Here is a 23,804-nt window from a genome sequence, read left to right as displayed (position 1 = left end):
TCCTCGGGTCTTATTTTACAATTATTTAAAGAGGATTCAAGCTACTTTTTATTTATTATCTTTAGCTATCTGAGCACGAGTAATCTTAGTATCACGCTCTAATACCGGCTTCAAATATTGACCAGTATAGCTTTCTTTGATCTGAGCCACTTCTTCAGGCGTCCCTGTAGCAACTACTTGTCCTCCGCCTTCTCCACCTTCAGGTCCAAGATCGATCAACCAATCAGCGCTCTTAATCACATCAAGGTTATGCTCAATAATCAAGACTGTATTTCCCTCGTCTACTAAGCGCTGCAATACTTCCAACAAACGCTTAATATCATCAGTATGCAAACCAGTTGTTGGTTCATCAAGAATATAGAAATTATTACCAGTAGAGAGCTTTTGCAATTCTGCGGCTAACTTCATTCTTTGAGCTTCACCGCCTGAAAGAGTCGTTGCAGATTGACCTAGCTTTACATAGCCTAGCCCAACGTCAACAATAGTTTGCAATTTACGGTGAATTTTAGGAATCTTTTCAAAGAAATCACAGGCTTCATTGATAGTCATATCTAAGACTTGAGCAATGTTTTTACCTCGATAAGAAACTTCTAAAGTTTCAGAATTGTAGCGTGTACCATGACAAACTTCACAAGGTACATAGACATCTGGTAAAAAATTCATTTCAATCTTGATAATTCCATCACCATGACAAGCTTCACAACGTCCACCTTTAACATTAAATGAAAATCTTGCCTTAGTATAACCACGCATCTTAGCTTCATTTGTCTGAGCAAATAAGGTCCTAATATCGTCAAAGACACTCGTATAAGTTGCCGGATTACTACGTGGAGTCCTACCAATCGGGCTTTGATCAATATCAATAATCTTATCAATATTCTTATATCCAGTAAGTGACTTGTATTTACCTGGCTTAGATGAATTATGGTTCAACTTCTGAGCTAAGGCCCGCTTTAAAATCAAATTAACCAAGGTTGACTTGCCTGAACCTGAAACCCCAGATACTACGACGAATTTTCCTAAAGGAAAGTCGACATTAATATTTTTTAAGTTATTTTCACTAGCGCCTTTAACGGTGATCTTTTTACCATTGCCTTTACGTCTAGTTAAAGGAACTGGAATTAGTTTTTTACCTGAAAGATATTGTCCTGTAAGTGACTTAGGGTTCTTCATTACTTCTTGGGGAGTTCCGGCAGCCATAACTTTTCCACCATAACTACCAGCTCCTGGCCCCATATCAATTAAGTAATCAGCTTGACGCATAGTTTCATCATCGTGTTCAACTACAATTAGTGAATTGCCTAAATCGCGCATCTTCTTTAGTGAAGAGATTAAGCGGTCATTATCACGCTGGTGAAGTCCAATTGAAGGTTCATCTAGAATATACATAACGCCAGATAAGTTAGAACCAATCTGAGTAGCCAGACGAATTCTCTGCGCTTCTCCACCAGATAAGGTTCCTGCAGACCGAGAAAGGTTTAAATAATCTAAACCAACATTAATCAAGAATGCTAGACGATCACGTACCTCCTTCAAGATTGGTTTAGAAATCAGGGCTTTTTGTTCACTTAACTTAATTGACTTAAAGAATTCTAACGCCTTACCAATTGCTAAATCTGAAGCTTCCGCAATATCTTTACCATTTATCTTAACCGCCAGAGCTTTTTCATTAAGACGCTTACCATGACAAGTGCTGCACGTTAACTCTGTCATGTACTTACCCATCACATCCCTCATAAACTTAGACATTGGATGGTTGTAGCGACGGTCAATGTTATTAATAACGCCTTCAAATTCTTGTTCAGTATCATTAACACCAAAATCGCCCTCTAAGTGAAACTTAATCTTCTTACCCTTTGAGCCGTATAATACTAGGTCTTGCTGGCGCTTGGTTAACTTCTTAAATGGCTTATCCATTGGGATCTTCAAGGCGGCGCAAGCTTGCTCTAGCATTGAAGAATAGTACTTAGAATTACCCCATGGCGCTATGGCACCATCTGCCAAAGTCTTATCACGATCAGGAATTACTAAATCTTCATCTACAGCTAGCTTCATCCCTAAACCATCACAGTCAGGACAAGCGCCAAATGGTGCATTGAATGAGAACAAGCGTGGCTCCATCTCACCAACTGTAAAGCCACAAATTGGACAAGCATAATACTCTGAAAAGTTAAGCTCTTCACCATCAATAACGTCAACATTCATATAACCTTCAGATAAGCGTAAGGCAGCTTCAGTTGAATCAAATAAACGACTTTTTATGCTATCTTTAACGACTAAGCGATCAACAACAATATCAATTGAGTGTCGCTTATTCTTATCTAAGTCAAATTCATCACTAATATCATGCATCTCTCCATCAACAATGACACGAACATAACCTGCTCTTTGAATTCGCTTAAAAACTTCCTTATGTTCACCACGCTTTTGACGAATAATTGGTGACAAAATTTGTATCTTAGTTCTTTCAGGTAATTCCATTACTCGGTCAACCATCTGGTCAACACTCTGTCTTTCAATAAGTGTGCCATCATTAGGACAGATTGGCTGGCCTACTCTAGCCCATAAAAGACGTAAGTAGTCATTGATTTCTGTTACTGTACCAACTGTTGAACGAGGATTATGTGATGTAGTCTTCTGGTCAATTGAAATAGCGGGATTTAAGCCATCAATTGAGTCAACATCAGCCTTATCCATTTGGCCTAGAAATTGTCTAGCATAACTAGAAAGTGATTCAACATATCGTCTACGACCTTCTGCATATAAAGTATCAAACGCTAATGAACTCTTTCCTGAACCAGATAAGCCAGTAACTACCACTAACTTATCCTTAGGAATAGTTAAATTAATATCCTTTAAATTATGTTCGCGTGCGCCGTGAATAACTATCTTATCACTCGACATTATTTAGTCTCCTTTTTGTCATGGACTTGTTTTTGTAGATCCATAATTGCATCCCTCAAGTTAGCAGCTTCTTCAAAGTCTAACTTCTTAGCAGCTTCTTGCATTTGTGCTGTTAGGTTCTTAATCATAGTCTTCTTTTGCTTGGTTGTTAATTCATCAAAGTTAAGATCTGCAAAGCTCTCCTTCTCTTCAGCTTCTTCAACATCCTTAGTAATTGATATTGCGTCCCTAATCGGCTTAACAATCGTCTTAGGAGTGATGCCATGTTCTTCATTGAACTTAATCTGTAAGCCTCTTCTTCGGTTGGTGGCATCAATAGCTTCTCTCATCGAATCGGTAATCCGATCGGCATACATAATTACTTCACCATGAGAATTTCTAGCTGCACGACCAATAGTCTGAACTAAGGGCCTAGTTGACCTCAAAAATCCTTCCTTATCCGCATCTAAGATTGCTACTAATGAAACCTCCGGTACGTCAATACCCTCACGTAAAAGATTAATCCCAATTAAAACATCAAATTTACCTAATCTTAGGTCACGAATAATTTGCATACGCTCTAAGGTCTTAATATCTGAGTGTAAATACCGCACCTTAATTCCGAGATCTTTTAGATAATCAGTTAAGTCTTCGGCCATCTTCTTAGTTAATGTGGTAACAAAGACGCGTTCATTACGTTCAATTCTCTTATTAATCTCCCCAACCAAGTCATCAATTTGGCCATCAATTGGTCGAACATCAATCTTAGGATCAAGTAAGCCAGTCGGTCGAATAATCTGTTCTACCTTATTATCTGTATGGCTTAATTCATAATCACCTGGCGTTGCAGAAACGTACATAATTTGATTAATATGCTTTTCAAATTCATTAATCTTCAATGGTCGGTTATCTAAAGCTGATGGTAATCTAAATCCATAATCAATTAATGTTTCCTTACGCTTACGATCGCCATTGTACATTGCCTTTAATTCGGGCATGGTTGCATGTGACTCATCAATCAAAATTAAAAAGTCATCCGGAAAGAAGTCAAGTAAGGTATATGGTGGCTGTCCAGGCTTGCGACCATCCATGTGACGAGAATAATTTTCAATTCCATTGGTATAGCCTACTTCGCTCATCATTTCAATATCATAATTGGTTCTCTGCTTAATTCTTTGGGCTTCAAGCAACTTCCCTTGACCTTCAAACTTCTTAACTTGAATATCCAACTCATCTTTAATTGAGCCCAGGGCTCTTTGAAGTTGCTCTTCATTAGTCATAAAGTGAGTAGCTGGAAAGAGTGAAACTTGTTCACGCTCACCAATTACTTCTCCAGTTAAAGAGTCTACCTCAACAATTCGATCAATTTCATCGCCAAAGAATTCTACCCGATAAGCGTGATCAGAGTTACCTGCCGGGAAGATCTCGACAATATCTCCTCTTACTCTAAAGCGTCCACGTTGAAAATCAATATCGTTACGGTCATATTGAATATTAACTAAGTCACGCAATAAGGTATTTCTGTCATACTCTTGCCCTTCTCTTAAAGAAATTACACTTCTAGCATATTCTCTAGGATCACCTAATCCAAATATGCAAGAAACTGAAGCTACAACGATAACATCATTTCTCTCCATTAAGGCTGAAGTTGCTGCATGACGAAGCTGGTCAATTTCATCATTAATGGAGGCATCCTTTTCAATATAAGTATCAGAGCTAGGTACATAGGCTTCCGGTTGATAATAATCATAATAAGAAACAAAATATTCAACCGCATTTTTAGGAAAAAATTGCTTAAACTCACCATATAGCTGACCTACTAGAGTTTTATTATGAGAGATAACTAAAGTCGGTTTATTTAACTTAGCAATTACATTTGCCATTGTGAAGGTCTTACCTGTACCAGTAGCACCTTCCAAAATTTGTTCCTTTTCACCATTTTTAAAGCCGGCTGTTAACTTATCAATAGCTTGTTGTTGATCACCTGCTGGCTTAAAATCAGAAACTAGTTCAAATTTTCGATCTTTTTGTCTTCTAATCATATTCTTTCCCTTATCTTTAGCATTTATCCGGTAAAAAAAGTTGGACAAAATGCCCAACTTTTTACTTAACATACTAATTCTACTACAGCAGATGAGTTAACACACGAATATTGCTTTACTGTAATAATTCTGCTAAGGCATCTTGATAAGCTTCTGCTGCTTTTTGAGCTGTTGCAATATCTGCCTTATTGACGCCTACATAAGCCTTAATAACCGGTTCAGTACCTGAAGGACGTAATGCTAGCCAAGTGTCATCAGCTAGTAAGTACTTCAATACATTTGACTTAGGGAAACCATTTAACGGTGTTTGCTTACCATCTTTAATAGTTTTTTGGATTTCAAAATCTTGAATCTCTACTACTTTTTGACCGTTGATTTCAGTTAAATGTTCATTACGCAACTTAGTCATCAACTCTGCCATCTTCTTTTGACCACCGATACCAGGCATTTCAATTGCACGAGTAATTTCATATGAAACACCATACTTCTGCCAGATCTCCTGTAGGCCATCAAAGACAGTCATATTTCTTGAAGCATAATAAGTAGCGACTTCAGCGAACATAATTGCCCCTTGCATTGCATCCTTATCACGAGCAAATGGCTGGAAGAGATAGCCATAACTTTCTTCAAAGCCCATTAAGAACTTGCCATCATTGGCCTTGTTCATTCGGTCAACTTCTTCACCAATATACTTAAATCCAGTTAAGACATGCTTGGTCTTAATACCAAAGTCCTTAGCAATCTTAAATGGCAAAGCACTTGATACAATAGAAGTTACAATCTCATAATCTGGGGTTAAGTTACCAGAATCTTTGAGATTTTGAAGTAAATAATACGCCATTAAAGTTGCAATTTGGTTCCCGGTTAATACTTGGAAGTCGCCATTTTCAGTTCTAACTGCTGCACCCATTCTATCAGCATCAGGATCAGTAGCTACGATTAAGTCAGCATGTTCCTTATTAGCTAACTCAATTCCTGGTGTAAAGACATCACGATATTCTGGGTTAGGCTTAATTGTAGTTGGAAATTCTGGATCAATAATTGATTGGCTTGGTACTGGAATTACATTAGTGAAACCGCCTTGACGGAACGCACGATCATAAAGCATCTTACCAGTACCATGCAATGGTGTATAAATAATCTTTAACTTATCAGCATTCTCTTTAACCATCTCACGATTTACCGTTACCTTGGAAAGTTCTGCTAAGTAGGCTTGGTCTACATCTTCACCAATTAATTGTAAGGTCTTGCTTGCACGTAATTGCTCTACTGGAGCCGCCTTAACACTAAATATGTCAGTTACCTTCTGGGCAAAGGCAAATAAACGATCAGCATTCTCTGGAGCCATTTGTGCTCCATCTTCACCATAAATCTTGTAGCCATTATATTGCTTAGCATTATGAGAAGCCGTAATATTAATACCTGCATAAGTATGCAAATGTCTTACAGCATAGGAAAGTTCAGGCGTAGGTCTTAAGTCATCGAACAAGTAGACATGAATGCCATGAGCACCCAAGATACGTGCTGCATGTTGAGCAAAGTCACGTGAATGATATCTTGAATCATAAGAAATAACTACCCCACGATCCTTAGCTTCTTGTCCCTCTTCTTCAATAAGCAATGCTAAGCCTTCTGTTACACGACCAACAGTAAACAAGTTAATTCGATTAGTACCAGGTTCAAGCTTGCCACGCATACCAGCAGTACCAAAGTTAATATCTTGTCCAAAAGCATCTTCAACCCACTTATGGTCCTTGCCTAAAGTATCTAGTTGATCTTGCAAGTAATCGGGTAGATTAGTTGCATTTTTCCATTGTTCAAAAATTTCTTCTGCGTTCATAAAAACCTCTATAATTCTTTCTCTTGCTTTCCTCAATAAGTCTATTTTACTATTTTTTAGCTAGAAATGAATTCTATACACTGTCTAAGTTAACTTTTTAGTATAAGACTAACTGATCTTCATTATTGAAATAATTGCGATATGCCAAGTAGCATGAAATAACTGCTCCTAAACTAGTTGCTGCTAATAACATAAAGGTAATCATAATCTGATATTTAATTGCATTAACTGGATTAACTCCTGCAAAAATAAGTCCCGACATCATGCCTGGTAAATTAACTAGTCCTACAGTTTTAGCAGAATCAATTGTAGGTTGCATCGCTGTTTTAATACTTCTTCTTAGAATTGGCACACAAGCTAGCTTAATATCACTACCTAAAGCCAGTCTTTCTAATACTTCTTGTTCTAAATCATGAAAACTAGTATCTAGAGCCTTGTAACACAAACCAATTGCAACCATCTCATTACCAGCTATCATACCTGTTATTGGAATAACCTGCATTGGTACTGGCTTGATTGCCTTAGTCAAGATTAAGACTGCTAAAGTGAGGTAAGTTCCAACTAATATTGCAACAATTGAATTCCATAACTTACGATTCTTATTAGGGTTACGATTATTTGCATTCCAAGAAGCATTAAAAATGATAATTAATGTAGCAATTAAAGTTAAAATCAAATTATTAACATGCAAAATAAATCGCAATACATAGCCAACTATTGCTAGCTGAATAACTGCTCTAAGCACACTAATAACTATATCTTTAGTTAATCCTAGCTTCTCTTTAAAGCTAATCCCCATGGCAACTAATACTAAAGCAAAGGCAAATATTAACGACCAATTGCTGATAGCTAAATTGTTCATTTCAAACTTCCATCCTTTTCTAATTTAACGATGTGTTGTGCTTGAGAAATTTCTGATTTATCATGTGTTACTTCAAGGATTGTTACATTACGTTTAAAATATGAACTGATTAACTTATTTACAATATGTTTACTATCTTCATCTAGACCAGCAGTAACTTCATCAAGCAAGAGGATTTTAGGTTTAAATAATAAATTACGAATCAAGGCAACGCGCTGCTTTTCACCACCAGAAAGCTCTGACTTCTTCTTAGTTAAGTAACTTGCGTCAAGATCTACTAAAGACAGCATTTGTCTTATTTTTTGCGAATCAACTTCTTGCTTACGCAATTCAAAAGGGAAGGTTAAATTATCCTCAACAGTTTTACCAAACAAAGTAGGTTGCTGGAAGCAATAGGAAACTTGGCGACGATATACCGCTGGGGCAATCGAACTAATATCCTTATCTTGGTAAAAAATTGTTCCCCTGCTTGGTGAAATCAAATTTGCAATCAACTTCAAAATAGTACTCTTACCACTACCGGATGGACCAATTAAAGTAATCCAATCACCTTGATTAATTTTTAAATTTACATCTTGCAGAATAATCTTAGAATTCGTTTGATAATATACGTTTTTAAGGTTTAAGAGCATAATATTCACCAGCTTTTATAATAATTAAATTTACTATACTAATTATAATTCTATGATTCATACTATAGAAATTTTATAATTATTATTTAGCTATTTTCCCACTTAATTAGATTTATCTTTTTGTCTTTAAAACAAAAAAAGATGCCTATCAAAACTTTTTAGTAGACATCTTAGAACTAATTATAATTTAATCATTCAAACTTTGAATATACTTAAATGCTTCTTGACCAGCAATACTACCTTCACCAACTGCAGTAGCAATTTGACGTAGGTCTTTTTGACGAACATCACCTAAGGCAAAGATACCTGGAATCTTAGTCTTCATATGATCATCGCTAATAATCCAGCCATGTTCATCGGTAATACCCAAATCTTCAAACGGAGCAGTCTGTGGTTGAACACCAACATAAATAAAGACACCAGCTACAGGTAAGGTCTTTTCTTCACCAGTTACCTTGTCCTTGTACTTTACACCCGTAACCTTATTCTCATCACCAATGATCTCTTCAGTTTGAGCATTCCAAATGAAGTCCATCTTATCGTTGGCGAAGGCACGCTTTTGCAAAATTGGTTGTGCACGTAATTGGTCACGACGGTGGATAACAGTTACCTTTTTAGCGGTTTGAGCTAGATAAAGTCCTTCCTCAATAGCAGAATCTCCACCACCGATAACAGCAATATCTTCATCCTTAAAGAAGGCAGCATCACATACTGCGCAGTAAGATACACCGCGACCTTGATATTCTTCTTCTCCAGCAACGCCAAGATGCTTATGTTCAGAACCAGTTGCAATTAAAATTACTGGTGCAACGTATTCATCATTATCTGTAACAACAATTCTGTCATTACCATCTAGCTTAACTTGCTTAACTTCTCCATAGACGAATTCTGGACCAAACTTCATTGTTCCTTGGTACATCTTTTCACCTAATTCAGGACCAGTAACATCTGGTAAGCCAGGATAGTTGTCAATTGCACCAGTATTATTCATTTGACCACCATATACACCACGATCAAGCATTAAGACAGATAAGTTAGCTCTTGCAGCATACAAGGCAGCAGTCATTCCACCAGGGCCTGCACCAATTATAATTACATCATATTTTTTAGCCATAATTAATGCTTCCTCCTTACTTTTAATAAGTACATTCTACACCGTATTTAAAATTATCACAACTATTTTGTTTAAAAAAGATGTAAGCTTGCACTTACATCTTTTCTCTTTATTATAAGCTAATCTCAGGCTTAGGACTACGACCCATCATTTGCTTAATTTCTTCATCGACATTAGCATTTTCGTACATTACACGGTAAACTGCTTCACTAATTGGCATGTCAATGTTCTTTTCTTGGGCTAATTCATGGACTGCCTTAACGGTAGTAGCACCTTCGACAGTTTGACCCATGTTTTCAATAATGTAGTCTAAGCTCTTGCCTTCACCTAATTGCTTACCAGCACGCCAATTACGTGAATTTACTGAAGTACAAGTAACAATTAAGTCACCAATTCCTGCTAATCCGCTAAAAGTCATCGGTTCAGCGCCGAAGTAGTTAACTCCCAAACGGGTAATTTCCGCTAATCCTCTAGTCATTAGGGCAGCCTTGGCGTCATCGCCATACTTCTTACCAACTAAGATACCAGCGGCAACGGCAATAACATTCTTAACTGCACCACCTACTTCAACACCAACTAAGTCAGAGTTAGTGTATAAACGTAAGTAATCATTTGAAAACATTTCTTGAACTTCTTTAGCATTTTCTACGCTAGTTGAAGCACAAGCAATTGCAGTTAAGTCTTTTTGAGCAACATTTTCTGCATGACTTGGTCCAGAAATTGCTACAATCTTATCTTGATCTTCTGGATAAATCTCTTCAGCCAAAATTTCTGTAGTTAACTTCTTAGTCCCTGGTTCAATTCCTTTAGTAGCAGTAATCAATAAGGGCTTAGTACCAATTTTATCTAGAACTTTACGAACATTCTTAGCAACAATTCTAAATGCCTTAGTTGGCAAAACAAATAATACCACTTCTGCTCCTTGAAGCGCCTTCTCTAAGTCACCCGTTGCTGTGGCATTAGGATTTAACTTCCAATTCTTCATATAATGCTCATTAGTATGATGTTTATTGATCTCTTCATTTACACTATCAATGTTTCCATAAAGAACTACATCGTTACCATTATCAGCCAATAAAGATCCTAATACTGAACCCCATGACCCATTACCTAAAACTGCAATTTTTTTCATTTTTTATACTCAAACTTTCTATTATTGGAATAAGCTTTTCCTTAATCTCTATTATACGGATATTTTAATCCACTACCAGCCAAATACCATTTCGGCCTAACAACTTTTCTGCGATAAATCCATAAGATAATTGCGCCAATGAACAGAATCAAACTCAATGCTTGAGAAACTCGAATAGTATTAGCAATATAGAGACTATCCGTTCTCATCCCTTCAACGAAAAATCTTACCGTCGCATACCATATTACATATGATAAAAATACCTCGCCTTGTTTAAAGAGGTGCTTTTTATGGCGTAAAGACAAAATTATAATTAAGCCAAGCAAATTACCTAAGGATTCATAAAGATAAGTTGGTTGATAGTAAGCACCATTAATGTACATCTGTTGAATCACAAAGTTAGGCAAGTGTAAACTCTGTAAAAAAAACAGCGTTGTCTTAGCACCATGAGCTTCTTGATTCATAAAATTACCCCAACGAGCAATAACTTGAGCAGCCATTACCCCAGGAGCAATAATATCTAACATTAAAAACGGAGGTAACATCCGCTTATAACAAAATATAACCAATACCGCCAGTCCAGCTAATAATCCACCATAAATTGCAATCCCACCATTCCAAATAGCGATTATTTGGTCTGGATGCTGAGAAAAGTAGCCCCATTCAAAGACTACATAGTAAATTCTAGCACCAATAAAGCCAATCGGAACTGCCCAAAGTAGGAAATCAACAAAATCATCAGATATTATTTGGCGCTTCTTACCTTCTTGTATAGCCATCAATGTTGCTACTAAGACGCCTGTCGCCATCAAAATACCATACCATCTAACCGATAAACTGCCTAAATGAAAGGCGATTGGATTTAATGCTAAGGTCATTATTTCTTTTCCTCCTTATCAGAGGCAGGCTTGGAATTGTCTGATATTAACTCAGTTAGATTATGTTCAAACTTTTCACTGGCGTCATAACCCATCTTCTTAGCTCTGAAGTTCATGGCAGCTACTTCAATGATAATTGCTAAGTTTCTTCCGACCTTAACTGGAACCGTAATTTGCGGAACATCTACATCAAAGATTTGACGAGTATCTTCTTCAAAGCCTAAACGATCGTAATTAGCATTAGGATTCCAATTTTGAAGGTTGATAATTAACTGAATCTCAGTGCTGTCTTTGACTGCACCAGCACCAAACAAGTTCATCACATCAATGATCCCAATGCCACGAATTTCCATTAAGTGCTTTAAAATTTTGGGAGCTTCACCAACAATTGTTGAATCATCTTGCTGGTAGACATCTACTCGATCATCCGCAATCAATCTATGTCCTCGCTTAACTAAGTCAAGTGCTGTTTCCGACTTACCAACTCCAGAGCTACCCGTAAGCATCACGCCCATACCATATATTTCTACCAAAACGCCATGGACACTCTTTCTTGGAGCTAATTGCTCATCTAGATATTGCATCAAGACACTAGATAGGTGAGTAGTTGCCATATCGCTAGTAATCACCGGTATATCCGCAATTTCGGCAGCTTCTATTAATTCAGATGGAATTGGCAATCCCTGAGAAACAATAAAGCATGGCGTATCAGAAGTGCACATCTTAGTAAATACATGCTTTCTCAGGTCATGATCTAAACGAGCACTGTAAGATATCTCTGTTCGCCCTAATAATTGAATTCTCTCTTTCGGATAAAAGTCAAAATAACCAGTCAACTCTAAGCCTGGACGAGAAATATCTGAAACTGAAACAGATCTCTTGTCCAAAAACTCCTTGCCTTCTACTACCTTTAATGCTGGAATATCTTTGACTAATTGACTAACTCTAACTGCATCAACCATTGTCTTTTCCTCTTTTATCTTTCTTTACATCCTTAACTGTAACATTCCGAGCTCTCTTACGACCAGTAGGATTACCAGAATTATTAAAAATATTATAATTTTTCCTCGGATAATTATCTCCTTCGCCAGTTGGCTTTTTGAATTTATAGATTAACCAAATAATTAAAGCAACAACTATTGCTGCTGGCAAAAGTGCGATAAAAAACTTAAAGATCGCAAATAATACACTCAAAATTACCAAGGCAACCAGCACTAAAATAAAAATAGTTCCTAAGCTCATATCTCTACCTCACCTAATCAGGATTCTTTTGACTTAGATTCCATTGTAAATATGCATAAATGAAGTCATCCAGCTTACCATCTATTACACCATTGACATCACTGGTTTCATAATTAGTACGGTGATCCTTAACCATATTATATGGATGAAAAACATATGATCTAATCTGTGAACCGAAACCAATTTCTTTTTGATTACCTTTCAATTCTTCTGTTTGCTTGCGCTTTTTTTCTTCTTCTAATTGGAACAATTTAGCTCTCAACATGTTCATTGCAGTTTCCCGGTTTTGAAATTGCGATCTCTGAGCTTGAGAAGAGGTCACTATTCCTGTTGGCAAGTGTGTTATACGCACTGCACTAGAAGTCTTATTAATGTGCTGTCCACCGGCACCACTAGAGCGAAAGACATCAATTCTTAAATCATCCGGATTAATGTCGACATTAATACTTTGATCTATTTCTGGAATAACTTCTACCGATGCAAAAGAAGTGTGTCTCCTCTTAGCTGAATCAAATGGTGATATCCTAACTAACCGATGAACGCCATTTTCTGACTTTAATAAGCCAAAGGCATTATCCCCCTGAACCCTAATACTGACACTTTTGACTCCAGCTTCATCACCAGGCTCATAGTCTTCAACTTCAAACTTGAAGCCATGACTTTCACTATAGCGCTGATACATTCTAAGAAGCATATCAGCCCAATCCATCGCTTCAGTACCACCAGCACCAGGGTGAATTTCCATCAAGGCATTGTGGCTGTCATATTTTTCAGAGAGCAATAATGATAATTCATAATTATGAAAGCTTTCACTTAAATCAGTAATCTGTTGCTCAAGTTCTGACTGCAAGTCTGGATCAAAATCCTCTCTTAGTAGCTCTAATGCAGTCTGGGCATCATCAAAGTTAGTAGATAGTTGCTTAAAGTTTTCACTTTTATTTTTTAATAAGTTAGTTTGACTAATTAAATCTTGTGCCTGATCCTGATTATTCCAAAAATCTGGCTCAGACATCTTCTGTTCATTAATAGCAATTGCTTCATTTAAGGAATCAAAGTCAAAGAGACCTCCTAAAGTGGGCTAATTTAACTTTTAATTCGTCAAGTTTATTTTGAATGTCACTAATTTCCATGTTTTACCTCATCATAAATAAAAAAGAGAGGACAAGTGCCTCCCTTTCTATTAACGACTAATATTTTGTCTAATTTGAGCCTTCATAAACAAGCGGGTGGCATCATATTCGATGTTGCTTATCATTTCCTCAAACATGCGATAACCTGCCTCTTGATATTCTACAAGTGGATTTAGTTGTCCATAACCACGAAGGCTAATAGATTGACGTAATTGATCCATTGCGTCGATATGATCTGTCCAGCGGTCATCTACTACTCGCAAGATGACTACCTTTTCAAATTCCAGCATTTCATCAGGATCAGCCAATTGTTCACGCTTTTCGGCAAAGTTATCTTGAGCAATCTTATGCAGCTTCTTCTTCAACTCGTCAGCTGTTATATTCTTCAAGTCAATCTTTTTAGCTACTTCTTCATTGGTTAAACAAGAAGCAATGAAGTCACGTAATTGGTCATTACGCCAATCTTTCTTTTCGCCTTGAGTATACATATCAACTTGGTGATCAATAGTACGTTGAATCATTGGTTTAAGCACATAATCAAGTGAGTGATCTTCAGAGATTACCTGCATTCTTTCACCGTAAATGATTTCACGTTGTGTCCGCATAACATCATCATATTGCAATGTTTGCTTACGAGTGTCGTAGTTATTACCTTCGACACGTTTTTGAGCAGATTCAACTTGTTTAGTAATCATTTTACTTTCAATGACTTTATCGTCATCATCATCTGAGATGCGATCCAAGAAGGCCTTTACTCGATCTGAACCAAAACGCTTCATCAAATCATCTTCAAGTGAAAGATAAAATCTCGTTACACCTGGGTCACCCTGTCTACCAGAACGACCACGCAACTGATTATCAATACGCCGTGATTCATGACGTTCTGTACCAATGACAGCCAAGCCACCTAATTCCTTTACACCAGGCCCTAGCTTAATATCGGTACCACGACCAGCCATGTTGGTGGCAATTGTAACTGCCCCACGTTGACCAGCATTCATAATAATTTCAGCTTCTTTAGCATGGTTTTTAGCGTTTAAGACTGCATGTGGAATACCTTCTCGGTCAAGCATGTTACTCAATCTCTCAGAACTTTCAATGGCAACAGTACCAACTAAGACAGGCTGTCCTTTAGCATGACGACGCTTAATATCTTCCACAACTGCTTCAAACTTAGAGTCTAAAGACGGATAGAGTACATCTGGCTTATCTACCCTAGCTTTAGGACGATTAGTAGGAATCGTAATAACTTGCATATTGTAAATTTCACGGAATTCCTCTTCTTCAGTCTTAGCAGTACCCGTCATACCAGATAACTTCTTATACATTCTAAAGAAGTTCTGGTAAGTAATTGTGGCTTGGGTCTTAGATTCTTCTTGAATCTTAACCCCTTCCTTAGCTTCGATAGCTTGGTGAAGACCATCTGAATAGCGTCTACCTTCCATAACACGTCCAGTGAAGGAGTCAACAATCATAACTTCGCCATTTTGAACTACGTAGTCGATGTCTTTTAACATGATGTAGTTAGCTCTCAAGGCTTGGTCAATATGGTGAACTAATACTTGGTTATCAATATCATATAAGTTCTTTAAACCAAAATGCTTGCAGGCCTTCTCAATTCCTTGATTGGTCAAGCTAATTGTCTTAGTAGGCCAGTCGATCTTATAATCACCATGATCTTGATCATCATCAACATCATCGTCACTCTTATCTTCAACCAAGGTCTTAACAAACCTATCAGCACGAATATATTCGCTATTAGCTTGTTGAGCTTGACCGGAGATAATCAATGGCGTTCTAGCCTCATCAATTAAGATAGAGTCAACCTCATCAATGATTGCATAGTTCAATGGGCGTTGTACCATCTGATCCTTATAAACAACCATATTATCTCTTAAGTAATCAAATCCCAACTCTGAATTAGTTGAATAAGTAACATCACAACTATAAGCTTCGCGCTTTTCATCAGCTGACATTGAATTTAAGTTTAAGCCAACAGTCAAGCCAAGCCACTTATATAATTGACCCATTTCACTTTCGTCACGGCTAGAGAGGTATTCATTAACAGTAACAACATGTACACCCTTGCCAGTTAAAGCATTCAGATATACTGGCATTGTTGCCGTCAAGGTCTTACCTTCACCAGTCATCATTTCGGCAATGTTACCAAAGTGAAGGGCTATACCACCAATTACTTGTACCCGATATGGATACAGTCCTAAAACACGCTTAGCACCTTCACGCGCAGTCGCAAATGCTTCAGGTAATAAATCATCCAAATTCTCATTATTGGCTAAGCGCTTGCGAAATTCTGGCGTCTTAGCCTGAAGTTGTTCATCAGACAACTTACTATATTCTTCAGATAAGGCGTCTACCTTATCTGCTAATTTTTCAAATTGCTTTAATTCACGTTTGTCATTATCGTAAAGTTTTTTTAGAATATTTACCATTAAATAATCGGTCCTTAAGTTTAAATTTTGTGCACAAATCTAAAGATACTAAGTAATTTTACCATTATTTTACCAAAATTAGAAATTACTTGAACATAAAAAATCCTCCCCGATGTATAACCATCAGAGAGGAAAACATTATAAACAAATTATTCGTTAGTTTCGATTAAGCCATAGCGACCATCATTTCTCTTATAAACGATGCTAGTGCCATTGGTATCTGCATCTTCAAAGACAAAGAAGTCGTGACCTAAAAGATCCATTTGTAAGACAGCTTCTTCTGCATTCATTGGCTTTAAGTCTAAGTGCTTGTTACGAACAATGTCGAACTTCTTAGGTGCTGGCTCTTCTTCAGAAGCTTCTTCATAGAAGTAATCTTTCAAGCCCTTTTCACGGTTTCTACGATTGATACGTGTCTTGTATTTTCTAATTTGACGCTCTAATTTTTCAGATACAAAGTCAATGCTCTTGTACATATCATCAGTCGTGTCTTCTGCACGTAATAAGAGGTAAGGAAGTGGAATAGTAACTTCCACTTTTGAGCTTTCATCCTTGTATACCTTCAAATTAACATGTGCAATAACGTTAGAATCGATCTCGAAGTACTTCTCTAACTTCTCCAATCTCTTCTCAACGTAGCTTCTTAAAGCATCAGTAACTTCAATATTTTCTCCACGAACGTTGTACTCTAACATAAAGATTCTCCTTTCAACGTTTTTCAACGTTTCTACTTACATATATAGTATAGCAGATGTGTAAGCGCTTAGTCTAATTAATTTACCTAGCTAAGGTAAAACTTTTAATGCAACTATTAGGAAAGGCTGCAGCCAAGGCATCCCTAGCATGATATAAAGTTCTACCAGTAGTATAAATATCATCCAAAAGTAAAATATTCCCCTGTAAATTTAACTTTTCATTAACATAAAAGCTCTGCTCAGTCTTTAATCGCTGCTGACGATTCTTTTCTCCTTGAGCTGACCCATTATCTATCTTTCCCAAAATAAAAGTTAAAGGAACTAAATCTTTAAATATCTCACTAACTGTATCAAATTGTCTTCTCGCAATATGTGACTTAGAAGTTGGAATTGGAACATAATAGTCAGCTGGCGAAATTTGACTTTTAATTAAGTCAGCTAACACTTGATGCAAGACATAGTCACCATAGCGTTTATAATTAACCATTAAGTCATGCATAGCTTGGTTATAACGATAAATTGATTTATTTTTTAATAACTTACCTTGATATTTAACCTGCCAAACTCGGCAATCTGAACAAAATTTAACCTTTTGACCAGCCTTATTACAATTCATACAGTGCTGGCCATTAATTTTTTCGAATTTACTTAAGCAATTGGGACAGATTGCTTTTTCCTGTGGCTTTTTAAATAAAAACAAATCCTTGAAATCTATCTGTGGCTTGTAGTTGGTATTACACAATAAGCAGTAACTCATTTATTCATCATCCTAATCTGTCTTTTAGCTTGCCTAAGTTCACGAGTATACCGATGGTAACAAAAGATCACCTTACCATCTCGATCATCTTGACTACGACCAACTCTACCAGCGATTTGAACAAGACTAGGTGCATTATAAATCTGATCATCTGCAGCAATCACAATTACTTGCACATGCTTGAAAGTTACTCCTCTCTCTAAGATTGTAGTTGTTAGTAAAATATCAAGTTGATTGTTTCTAAAAGAGAGAATTTTTTCTTGTCTTTGGCTATCTTGTGCATGGACTGCGCTAATTTTTAGATTGGGAAATGTCTTTTTAAGAACTCTTTGATAAAGTTCAAGTTCATTAATCCTTGGTATAAAAATCAAAAGTGGCTTAACTTTGGCAATAATTTTTTGAATTTCCTTTAGTAGCTTAGGATGTAGCCTTTCCTTGTTTAAAAATGGCTTAACAAATAATATTTCTTGTGGTACTGGTAATAATCCGCCATGGAATCTTCTATTAAGGAGCGAGTAGCCGATCTTGCCCTGCTTAGCTTGATCTAGTAAGCCCTGATCTGGAGTAGCTGACAAGTAGAAGGTTGCTCCGGTCGACTTTACTGCATTTCTAGCAGCGTAATTTAGGACCGGATTATTTCTAAAAGGAAAAGAATCTACTTCATCAATAATCAACAAATCAAAAGCATGGTAAAACTTAAGCAATTGATGTGTTGTGCAAATTATTAGCTGCTCATCCTTGGCTTCACAAAATTCCCGTCCATGGTACTTACCAATCTTTACCTTCTTAAATGCTTCCTGCAAACGAGGGTAAAGTTCGTCTACAACATCAATTCTCGGCGTTGCAATACAGCAGCGCTTTGCCTGCATAAGGCAAGTTGCGATCACCTGAAATAGCATTTCTGTCTTACCTGCACCGGTTACAGCATGAACTAAATGGTCTCTTTTCCGTTTAAATGACTCTACTAACTCATTAGAAACTTCTTTTTGGGCAGGGGTTAACTTTCCCTGCCAAGTTAGACCGCCGTTTTTAATTTGGGCATAGTTAATAATCTCACAGCTTCTAATTATCTCATCTCCTTCACATATTCTGCCTAGCCCAATGCAGAAGCGACAATATCGCTTACCATTAGGCAGCTGATATTTCACTAAACTATGACAACGAATGCAGCGATTATTTTCGATTGCTTTAACTTTTTTCACCTTTAACTTTGTGGTATCGTTATTTTGATTTAATAACCATTGACGGCCACATAATTTAATATCATTCAATTTTTAACACCTCAATTATTATTACGCTAAAGGAGGCAATTTTTTGTTAGAAAAAAAAGAATATTTAACCCTTAAAGAAAACGGCGCTCATGAACTAGTCATAAAAAAAAGCCGCTTTATTTGCACAATGAAGCGAACAGAAAGTGTTGAACAAGCTCAGGAGTTTATTGCAGAAGTTAATAAAAAATACCGTGATGCCACTCACAATACATTTGCTTATACTATCGGCTTAAATAATGATCAAGTAAAAGCTAGTGATAATGGTGAGCCATCAGGTACGGCAGGAATCCCAGAATTAAAAGCTTTACAGTTAATGAATCTCAAAAATGTTACCGCAGTAGTGACACGCTATTTTGGTGGTATTAAGTTAGGGGCTGGGGGTTTAATTAGAGCATATTCTAATTCTGTTACTCAAGCAGCAGAAGCGATTGGTGTTGTACGCTGCGTATTACAACAAGATATTAGCTTCAACATTGCTTATAATCGTATTGACGAAGTCCATCATTATCTAGAAACTAATAACATCTTTGTAGCTAATCAAGAATACGCTACAGAAGTTACTATTACTGTTTCGCTAGATTTAAATAGTATTGACAAGTTTGAAGAAGATTTAACTGATCTACTTGCAGGTAAGGTTCAATTTAACCATCAAGAAAAGCACTTTAACGAGATTCCAGTTAAAGGATTCAATTTCCATGAACAATAAGAGGAAAGCCGCCAGACTTTCCTCTTTATTTATTATATTTATTTTTTATTCTTTCTTTTGTCACTTAAGTGTTGAACCTCAACCTTAGGATCTTCTCGATCCATTTTATTGATCATCTTTTGGAAAAAATGAAGTAAAGGCTTATAACGCTCTCCCAATAAGCCAATTGTTTCAACAAATAACTCTAGGGCAAATAATAATCCTAACATCAATGGAATAACTCCCCATTTAGGAGCCGCAATTGATAGTAATGAAACAAAGGAGAATAACAAGGACAAGCCGTAAATTGCTAAGACTGTCTGTCTGTGGCTTAATCCCATTCTCATCAATTGATGGTGCAAATGATGCTTGTCAGCTTCTGAGATTGGCTTTTTATTCAAGCGGCGACGAATCATTGCATAGATTGTATCGGTAATTGGTACACCTAAAATGATAATCGGTACAAGTAAGGAAATGAATGTTACATCCTTCAATCCTTTTAAAGACAGAACCGCAATCATAAAGCCAATATACAGGGCTCCAGTATCACCTAAAAAGATCTTAGCTGGGTGAAAATTATAAGGTAAAAAACCCACTAAACATGCCGCTAACATGATACACATAATTGGTACATAATGTTGCCAAGTATAGAGAAAGAAAAAACCGACTATCCCCATTGTTATTAATGAGATGATTGACACTCCAGTAGCTAGCCCATCTAGTCCATCAATTAAATTCACAGCATTAGTTAACGCCAAGATCCAAAAAATGGTAATTGGCAAGCTCCACCAGCCCAGTTGAACTGTCCCTAGCCAAGGAAGAGTCAGTTCATTCATCTTAATTCCAGCTAAAAAATAAATCACTAAAGATGCAATAAATATACCAAACATCTTCTGGCGTGGTTTTAATTCTAAAATATCATCAATTAATCCTGTTAAAATTACAGCACTTGAAGCCAGTAATACAGAAAATAATTCGTGAGTTGGAAATTCATTCCGTAATAAGACAAATTGTCCAATACTAAAGGAAACAAAGATTCCCAACCCACCAATTGTAGGCATTGGCTTTTTATTAACTCTACGTGCATTAGGATTATCAACTGCACCTAAGACAAAAGCCAATCTCCTAATAAATGGTGTAATTATTGCAGATATTATTACTAATAAGAATATCTTTACTATTATTTGAAACATATAAAGCTACTTTCTTAAATCTTCTGTTTTAAATTATACAAATAGCTTTCCTTAAAGACAATTAGACTTTGTAACTTAATCATATTTTTAACAAAAAAAGCCAGACTTTCAAGTCTGACGTTAACAATGATTGTTATCAGCTTATAGTCCAGCTTTTATATTACTTGGCAATTGCGACTGCACGTTTTTCACGAATTACTGTCACCTTGATGTTACCTGGATATTCCATGTCATCTTCAATTTGATTCTTAATATCACGAGCTAAAATAACTGTGCGATCATCAGAAATCTTATTAGGTTCTACCATAACTCTTATCTCACGACCAGCTTGAATTGCATATGCTTGCATTACTCCTTGATGACTCTTGGCAATTGTTTCTAATTGTTCTAATCGTCTTATATAATTCTCAAGTGATTCGCTACGTGCTCCTGGGCGAGCTGAAGATATAGTATCTGCAGCAACAACCAATTCTGCAATAAACGATAACTTAGGAACATCATCATGGTGAGCAGCAATTGCATTAATTACAATGTCTGGTTCGTGGTACTTGCGTGCGAGTTCAACACCAATTTCAACATGAGAGCCTTCGATTTCATGATCGATGGCCTTTCCTATATCGTGTAATAATCCCGCGCGTACCGCTATTTTTTCATCTAAACCTAGCTCAGCAGCCATAACACCCGTTAACTTACCCACTTCAATTGAGTGAGACAGGACATTTTGACCATAAGAAGTACGATATTTCAATCGACCAAGGATCTTTACTAATTCTGGATGCATCTTGTGGATACCTAATTCCATCAATGCACCTTCCCCAGCTTCATAAATATCGTCGTTTACTTCTTTACGTGCTCTATCAACTAACTCTTCAATACGGGCAGGATGAATACGGCCATCCTTGATCAAGCGTTCTAGTGCTCTCTTAGCAATTTCACGCCTAATAGGATCAAAGCCGCTCAAAACTACTACGTCAGGAGTATCATCAATAATTACATCTACACCAGTTAATGCTTCAAAGGAGCGAATATTGCGGCCTTCGCGTCCAATAATTCGGCCCTTCATATCATCACTTGGCAAGTTGACAACTGAAACAGTCTTTTCAGCAACTGTATCAGCAGCACTACTCTGTATTGCCTCAACAATAACCTGTCGTGCAAAATGATCTGCCTTGGCCTGAGCCTTTTCATTACTCTCTTTGATCAAAGCAGCTCTTTCAGAAACTAACTTATCAGATAAATTATCTAAAACTATCTTCTTGGCAGCTTCTGGTTCTAACTTAGCAACCTCAAAAAGCTTCTGCTCACGTTGAGCAATTAATTCATCAGCTTCTTGATTCTTCTGCGCAACTTCTTCTTGTTGCTGCTTCACATGGTTTTCTTTTTGGGTGATTTGCGCTTCTCTTTTATCTAGCAAATCATCTTTATGGTCAATGGCATCTTCTCTTTGTAACAAACGATTCTCTTGGCGAGAAAGTTCTTGTCGACGTTGATTTAATTCATCTTCTACCCTTTCTCGATAGTGATGAATCTCTTCTTGAGCTTCCAGAATCTTCTCTTTTTTAGTATCTACAGCTTTCTTCTTTAAGTCTGCAATCGCATCTTTCTCTTTAGCAATCTTTAACTTGATAGCTTCAGCTTGGTCATTAGCATCTTTTAAAATATGCTCTGCATCTTTAGCTGCATTACTTGCTTGCTTCTCCCATTTGTTCTTACGGATTGAATATCCGCCATAACCACCGATAAGAAGTGAAACAATAGCGATAGCAACAGGAACTAAAATTGTATTTATCATTTACTATCGCCTTTTTTATAGAATTATTCACACAATAATAATAATAAAAGTATCACTTAACGATGTCAATCAAACAAAAAAAGTCTGGGCTTAAAAACCCAAACTTAATTGTTTATTTTTTGTCTTTACTGACCTTACTATCTTTTTTGTCTTTTTCTTTAGTATCTTTAGACTTTTCAGGATCTTCACGCTCTTCGATAGCTTCTTCATCCATGCCATAAGCTTGACGGACGCGATTTTTGATTTCTTGGTAAATATCTGGATGGTCTTCAAGATATTGCTTAGCATTCTCACGACCTTGACCAATTCTATCCTCGCCATAAGAGTACCAAGCACCGGCTTTATCAACAATATCTTTTTCAACGGCCATATCAAGTAATTCACCGGTTTGGGAGATTCCCTTACCATACATAATATCAACTTCAGCCAGCTTAAATGGTGGTGCAACTTTGTTCTTTACTACCTTGATCTTAGTACGATTACCAATTGCTTCACTGCTCTGCTTAATTTGTTCCCCACGACGAACCTCTAAACGGATAGTAGCATAGAACTTAAGCGCACGACCACCAGGAGTTGTTTCCGGATTACCAAACATTACCCCTACTTTTTCACGGATTTGGTTAATAAAGAGAGCAATAGTCTTAGTCTTAGAAATATTACCAGATAACTTACGTAGAGCTTGACTCATTAACCTGGCTTGCAGACCAACGTGAGAGTCACCCATTTCGCCATCAATTTCAGCACGTGGTACTAAGGCTGCTACAGAATCGACAACTAAAATGTCAATAGCACCACTAGAAATCAAAGTATCAGCAATCTGTAAGCCTTCTTCACCAGTATTAGGTTGAGATAAGATAAGAGCATCAATATCCACTCCTAGGGCCTTGGCATATGCTGGATCCATTGCGTTTTCGGCATCAATATAAGCTGCAGTTCCGCCTCGCTTTTGGACTTCGGCTACTGCATGAAGAGCTACAGTAGTCTTACCTGAACTTTCAGGACCATAGATTTCAATAATTCTACCACGAGGATATCCACCAACACCTAAAGCAGCGTCTAAGGCTAATGAACCTGTAGGTACAGTTGAAATTTGTGTATCTACCTTTTCGCCCATTCTCATGACCGCGCCTTTACCAAAGTCTTTTTCAATTTTTTTTAGCGCGTCTGCTAAGGCCTTCTTTTTTTCATCTTTAGCCACAGTATACC

Annotated in this window: 19 protein-coding genes; 1 reads left to right on the top strand and 18 read right to left on the bottom strand. The window is 37.0% G+C overall.

Going from position 1 to position 23,804, the window contains the following annotated elements; all coding sequences use genetic code 11:
- Positions 1–48: 48 nt before the first annotated feature.
- The 15 genes from uvrA to J2Z60_RS04040 form a co-directional block, all read right to left on the bottom strand.
- Entirely contained in the window at positions 49–2,904 is a 2,856-nt protein-coding gene (gene uvrA, locus J2Z60_RS04110; RefSeq protein WP_209686407.1) for an excinuclease ABC subunit UvrA, read from the bottom strand.
- Positions 2,904–4,925, bottom strand: coding sequence for an excinuclease ABC subunit UvrB (gene uvrB, locus J2Z60_RS04105; protein ID WP_209686406.1), 2,022 nt, complete (start codon positions 4,923–4,925; stop codon positions 2,904–2,906). The genes uvrA and uvrB overlap by 1 nt, the downstream gene beginning before the upstream one ends.
- 115 nt (positions 4,926–5,040) lie before the next feature.
- Entirely contained in the window at positions 5,041–6,765 is a 1,725-nt protein-coding gene (locus J2Z60_RS04100) for a phospho-sugar mutase (protein WP_209686405.1), read from the bottom strand.
- A gap of 97 nt (positions 6,766–6,862) precedes the next feature.
- On the bottom strand, positions 6,863–7,627 hold the full coding sequence (locus J2Z60_RS04095; protein ID WP_209686404.1) for an ABC transporter permease: 765 nt from the start codon (positions 7,625–7,627) through the stop codon (positions 6,863–6,865).
- A complete protein-coding gene (locus J2Z60_RS04090; RefSeq protein WP_209686452.1) occupies positions 7,624–8,262 on the bottom strand; it encodes an ABC transporter ATP-binding protein in 639 nt (212 codons plus the stop codon). Before J2Z60_RS04090 ends, J2Z60_RS04095 begins: the two co-directional genes overlap by 4 nt.
- 184 nt (positions 8,263–8,446) lie before the next feature.
- A complete protein-coding gene (gene trxB / locus J2Z60_RS04085; RefSeq protein WP_342590241.1) occupies positions 8,447–9,400 on the bottom strand; it encodes a thioredoxin-disulfide reductase in 954 nt (317 codons plus the stop codon).
- An 85-nt stretch (positions 9,401–9,485) separates the two neighbouring features.
- Positions 9,486–10,505, bottom strand: coding sequence for an NAD(P)H-dependent glycerol-3-phosphate dehydrogenase (locus tag J2Z60_RS04080; RefSeq protein WP_209686402.1), 1,020 nt, complete (start codon positions 10,503–10,505; stop codon positions 9,486–9,488).
- A gap of 41 nt (positions 10,506–10,546) precedes the next feature.
- Positions 10,547–11,383: a prolipoprotein diacylglyceryl transferase gene (lgt, locus tag J2Z60_RS04075; RefSeq protein ID WP_209686401.1), complete on the bottom strand. Its 837-nt coding sequence runs from the start codon at positions 11,381–11,383 to the stop codon at positions 10,547–10,549.
- Positions 11,383–12,345 (bottom strand): HPr(Ser) kinase/phosphatase, encoded by a 963-nt coding sequence (gene hprK, locus J2Z60_RS04070; protein ID WP_209686400.1) that lies wholly within the window; start codon positions 12,343–12,345, stop codon positions 11,383–11,385. The genes lgt and hprK overlap by 1 nt, the downstream gene beginning before the upstream one ends.
- Positions 12,338–12,625, bottom strand: a complete 288-nt coding sequence (locus J2Z60_RS04065; protein ID WP_209686399.1) for a hypothetical protein — start codon at positions 12,623–12,625, stop codon at positions 12,338–12,340. The genes hprK and J2Z60_RS04065 overlap by 8 nt, the downstream gene beginning before the upstream one ends.
- Positions 12,626–12,638: 13 nt before the next feature.
- A protein-coding gene (prfB, locus tag J2Z60_RS04060) for a peptide chain release factor 2 (protein ID WP_209686398.1) occupies positions 12,639–13,755 on the bottom strand; the annotation gives its coding sequence in 2 pieces (ribosomal slippage) (positions 12,639–13,682 and positions 13,684–13,755; 1,116 coding nt in all).
- A 50-nt stretch (positions 13,756–13,805) separates the two neighbouring features.
- On the bottom strand, positions 13,806–16,205 hold the full coding sequence (gene secA, locus J2Z60_RS04055) for a preprotein translocase subunit SecA (protein WP_209686397.1): 2,400 nt from the start codon (positions 16,203–16,205) through the stop codon (positions 13,806–13,808).
- 149 nt (positions 16,206–16,354) lie between these two features.
- Complete coding sequence (hpf, locus tag J2Z60_RS04050) at positions 16,355–16,900, bottom strand: ribosome hibernation-promoting factor, HPF/YfiA family (RefSeq protein ID WP_209686396.1); 546 nt, start codon at positions 16,898–16,900, stop codon at positions 16,355–16,357.
- A gap of 82 nt (positions 16,901–16,982) precedes the next feature.
- Positions 16,983–17,657 carry a ComF family protein gene (locus tag J2Z60_RS04045; protein ID WP_209686395.1) on the bottom strand — a complete coding sequence of 225 codons (675 nt, stop codon included), beginning with the start codon at positions 17,655–17,657 and terminating at the stop codon, positions 16,983–16,985.
- Positions 17,654–18,928, bottom strand: a complete 1,275-nt coding sequence (locus J2Z60_RS04040; RefSeq protein ID WP_209686394.1) for a helicase-related protein — start codon at positions 18,926–18,928, stop codon at positions 17,654–17,656. Before J2Z60_RS04040 ends, J2Z60_RS04045 begins: the two co-directional genes overlap by 4 nt.
- 43 nt (positions 18,929–18,971) lie before the next feature.
- Here J2Z60_RS04040 and J2Z60_RS04035 point away from each other — a divergent pair, with 43 nt between their 5' ends.
- Positions 18,972–19,634: a YigZ family protein gene (locus tag J2Z60_RS04035; RefSeq protein ID WP_209686393.1), complete on the top strand. Its 663-nt coding sequence runs from the start codon at positions 18,972–18,974 to the stop codon at positions 19,632–19,634.
- 38 nt (positions 19,635–19,672) lie between these two features.
- On the opposite strand, the gene J2Z60_RS04030 is transcribed toward J2Z60_RS04035, so the two are convergent.
- The 3 genes from J2Z60_RS04030 to recA form a co-directional block, all read right to left on the bottom strand.
- On the bottom strand, positions 19,673–20,806 hold the full coding sequence (locus tag J2Z60_RS04030) for a glycosyltransferase family 4 protein (protein WP_209686392.1): 1,134 nt from the start codon (positions 20,804–20,806) through the stop codon (positions 19,673–19,675).
- Between the two features lie 160 nt (positions 20,807–20,966).
- Positions 20,967–22,598, bottom strand: a complete 1,632-nt coding sequence (gene rny, locus J2Z60_RS04025; RefSeq protein ID WP_209686391.1) for a ribonuclease Y — start codon at positions 22,596–22,598, stop codon at positions 20,967–20,969.
- Between the two features lie 112 nt (positions 22,599–22,710).
- Positions 22,711–23,796: a recombinase RecA gene (gene recA / locus J2Z60_RS04020; protein WP_209686390.1), complete on the bottom strand. Its 1,086-nt coding sequence runs from the start codon at positions 23,794–23,796 to the stop codon at positions 22,711–22,713.
- Between the last annotated feature and the right edge of the window lie 8 nt (positions 23,797–23,804).

It is taken from the genome of Lactobacillus colini (genome assembly GCF_017874575.1).
In the GTDB taxonomy this organism is placed as follows: Bacteria; Bacillota; Bacilli; order Lactobacillales; family Lactobacillaceae; genus Lactobacillus; species Lactobacillus colini.
The sequence above is the reverse complement of the archived record's forward strand: the minus strand, read 5'-3'. Positions and strand labels throughout refer to the sequence as shown.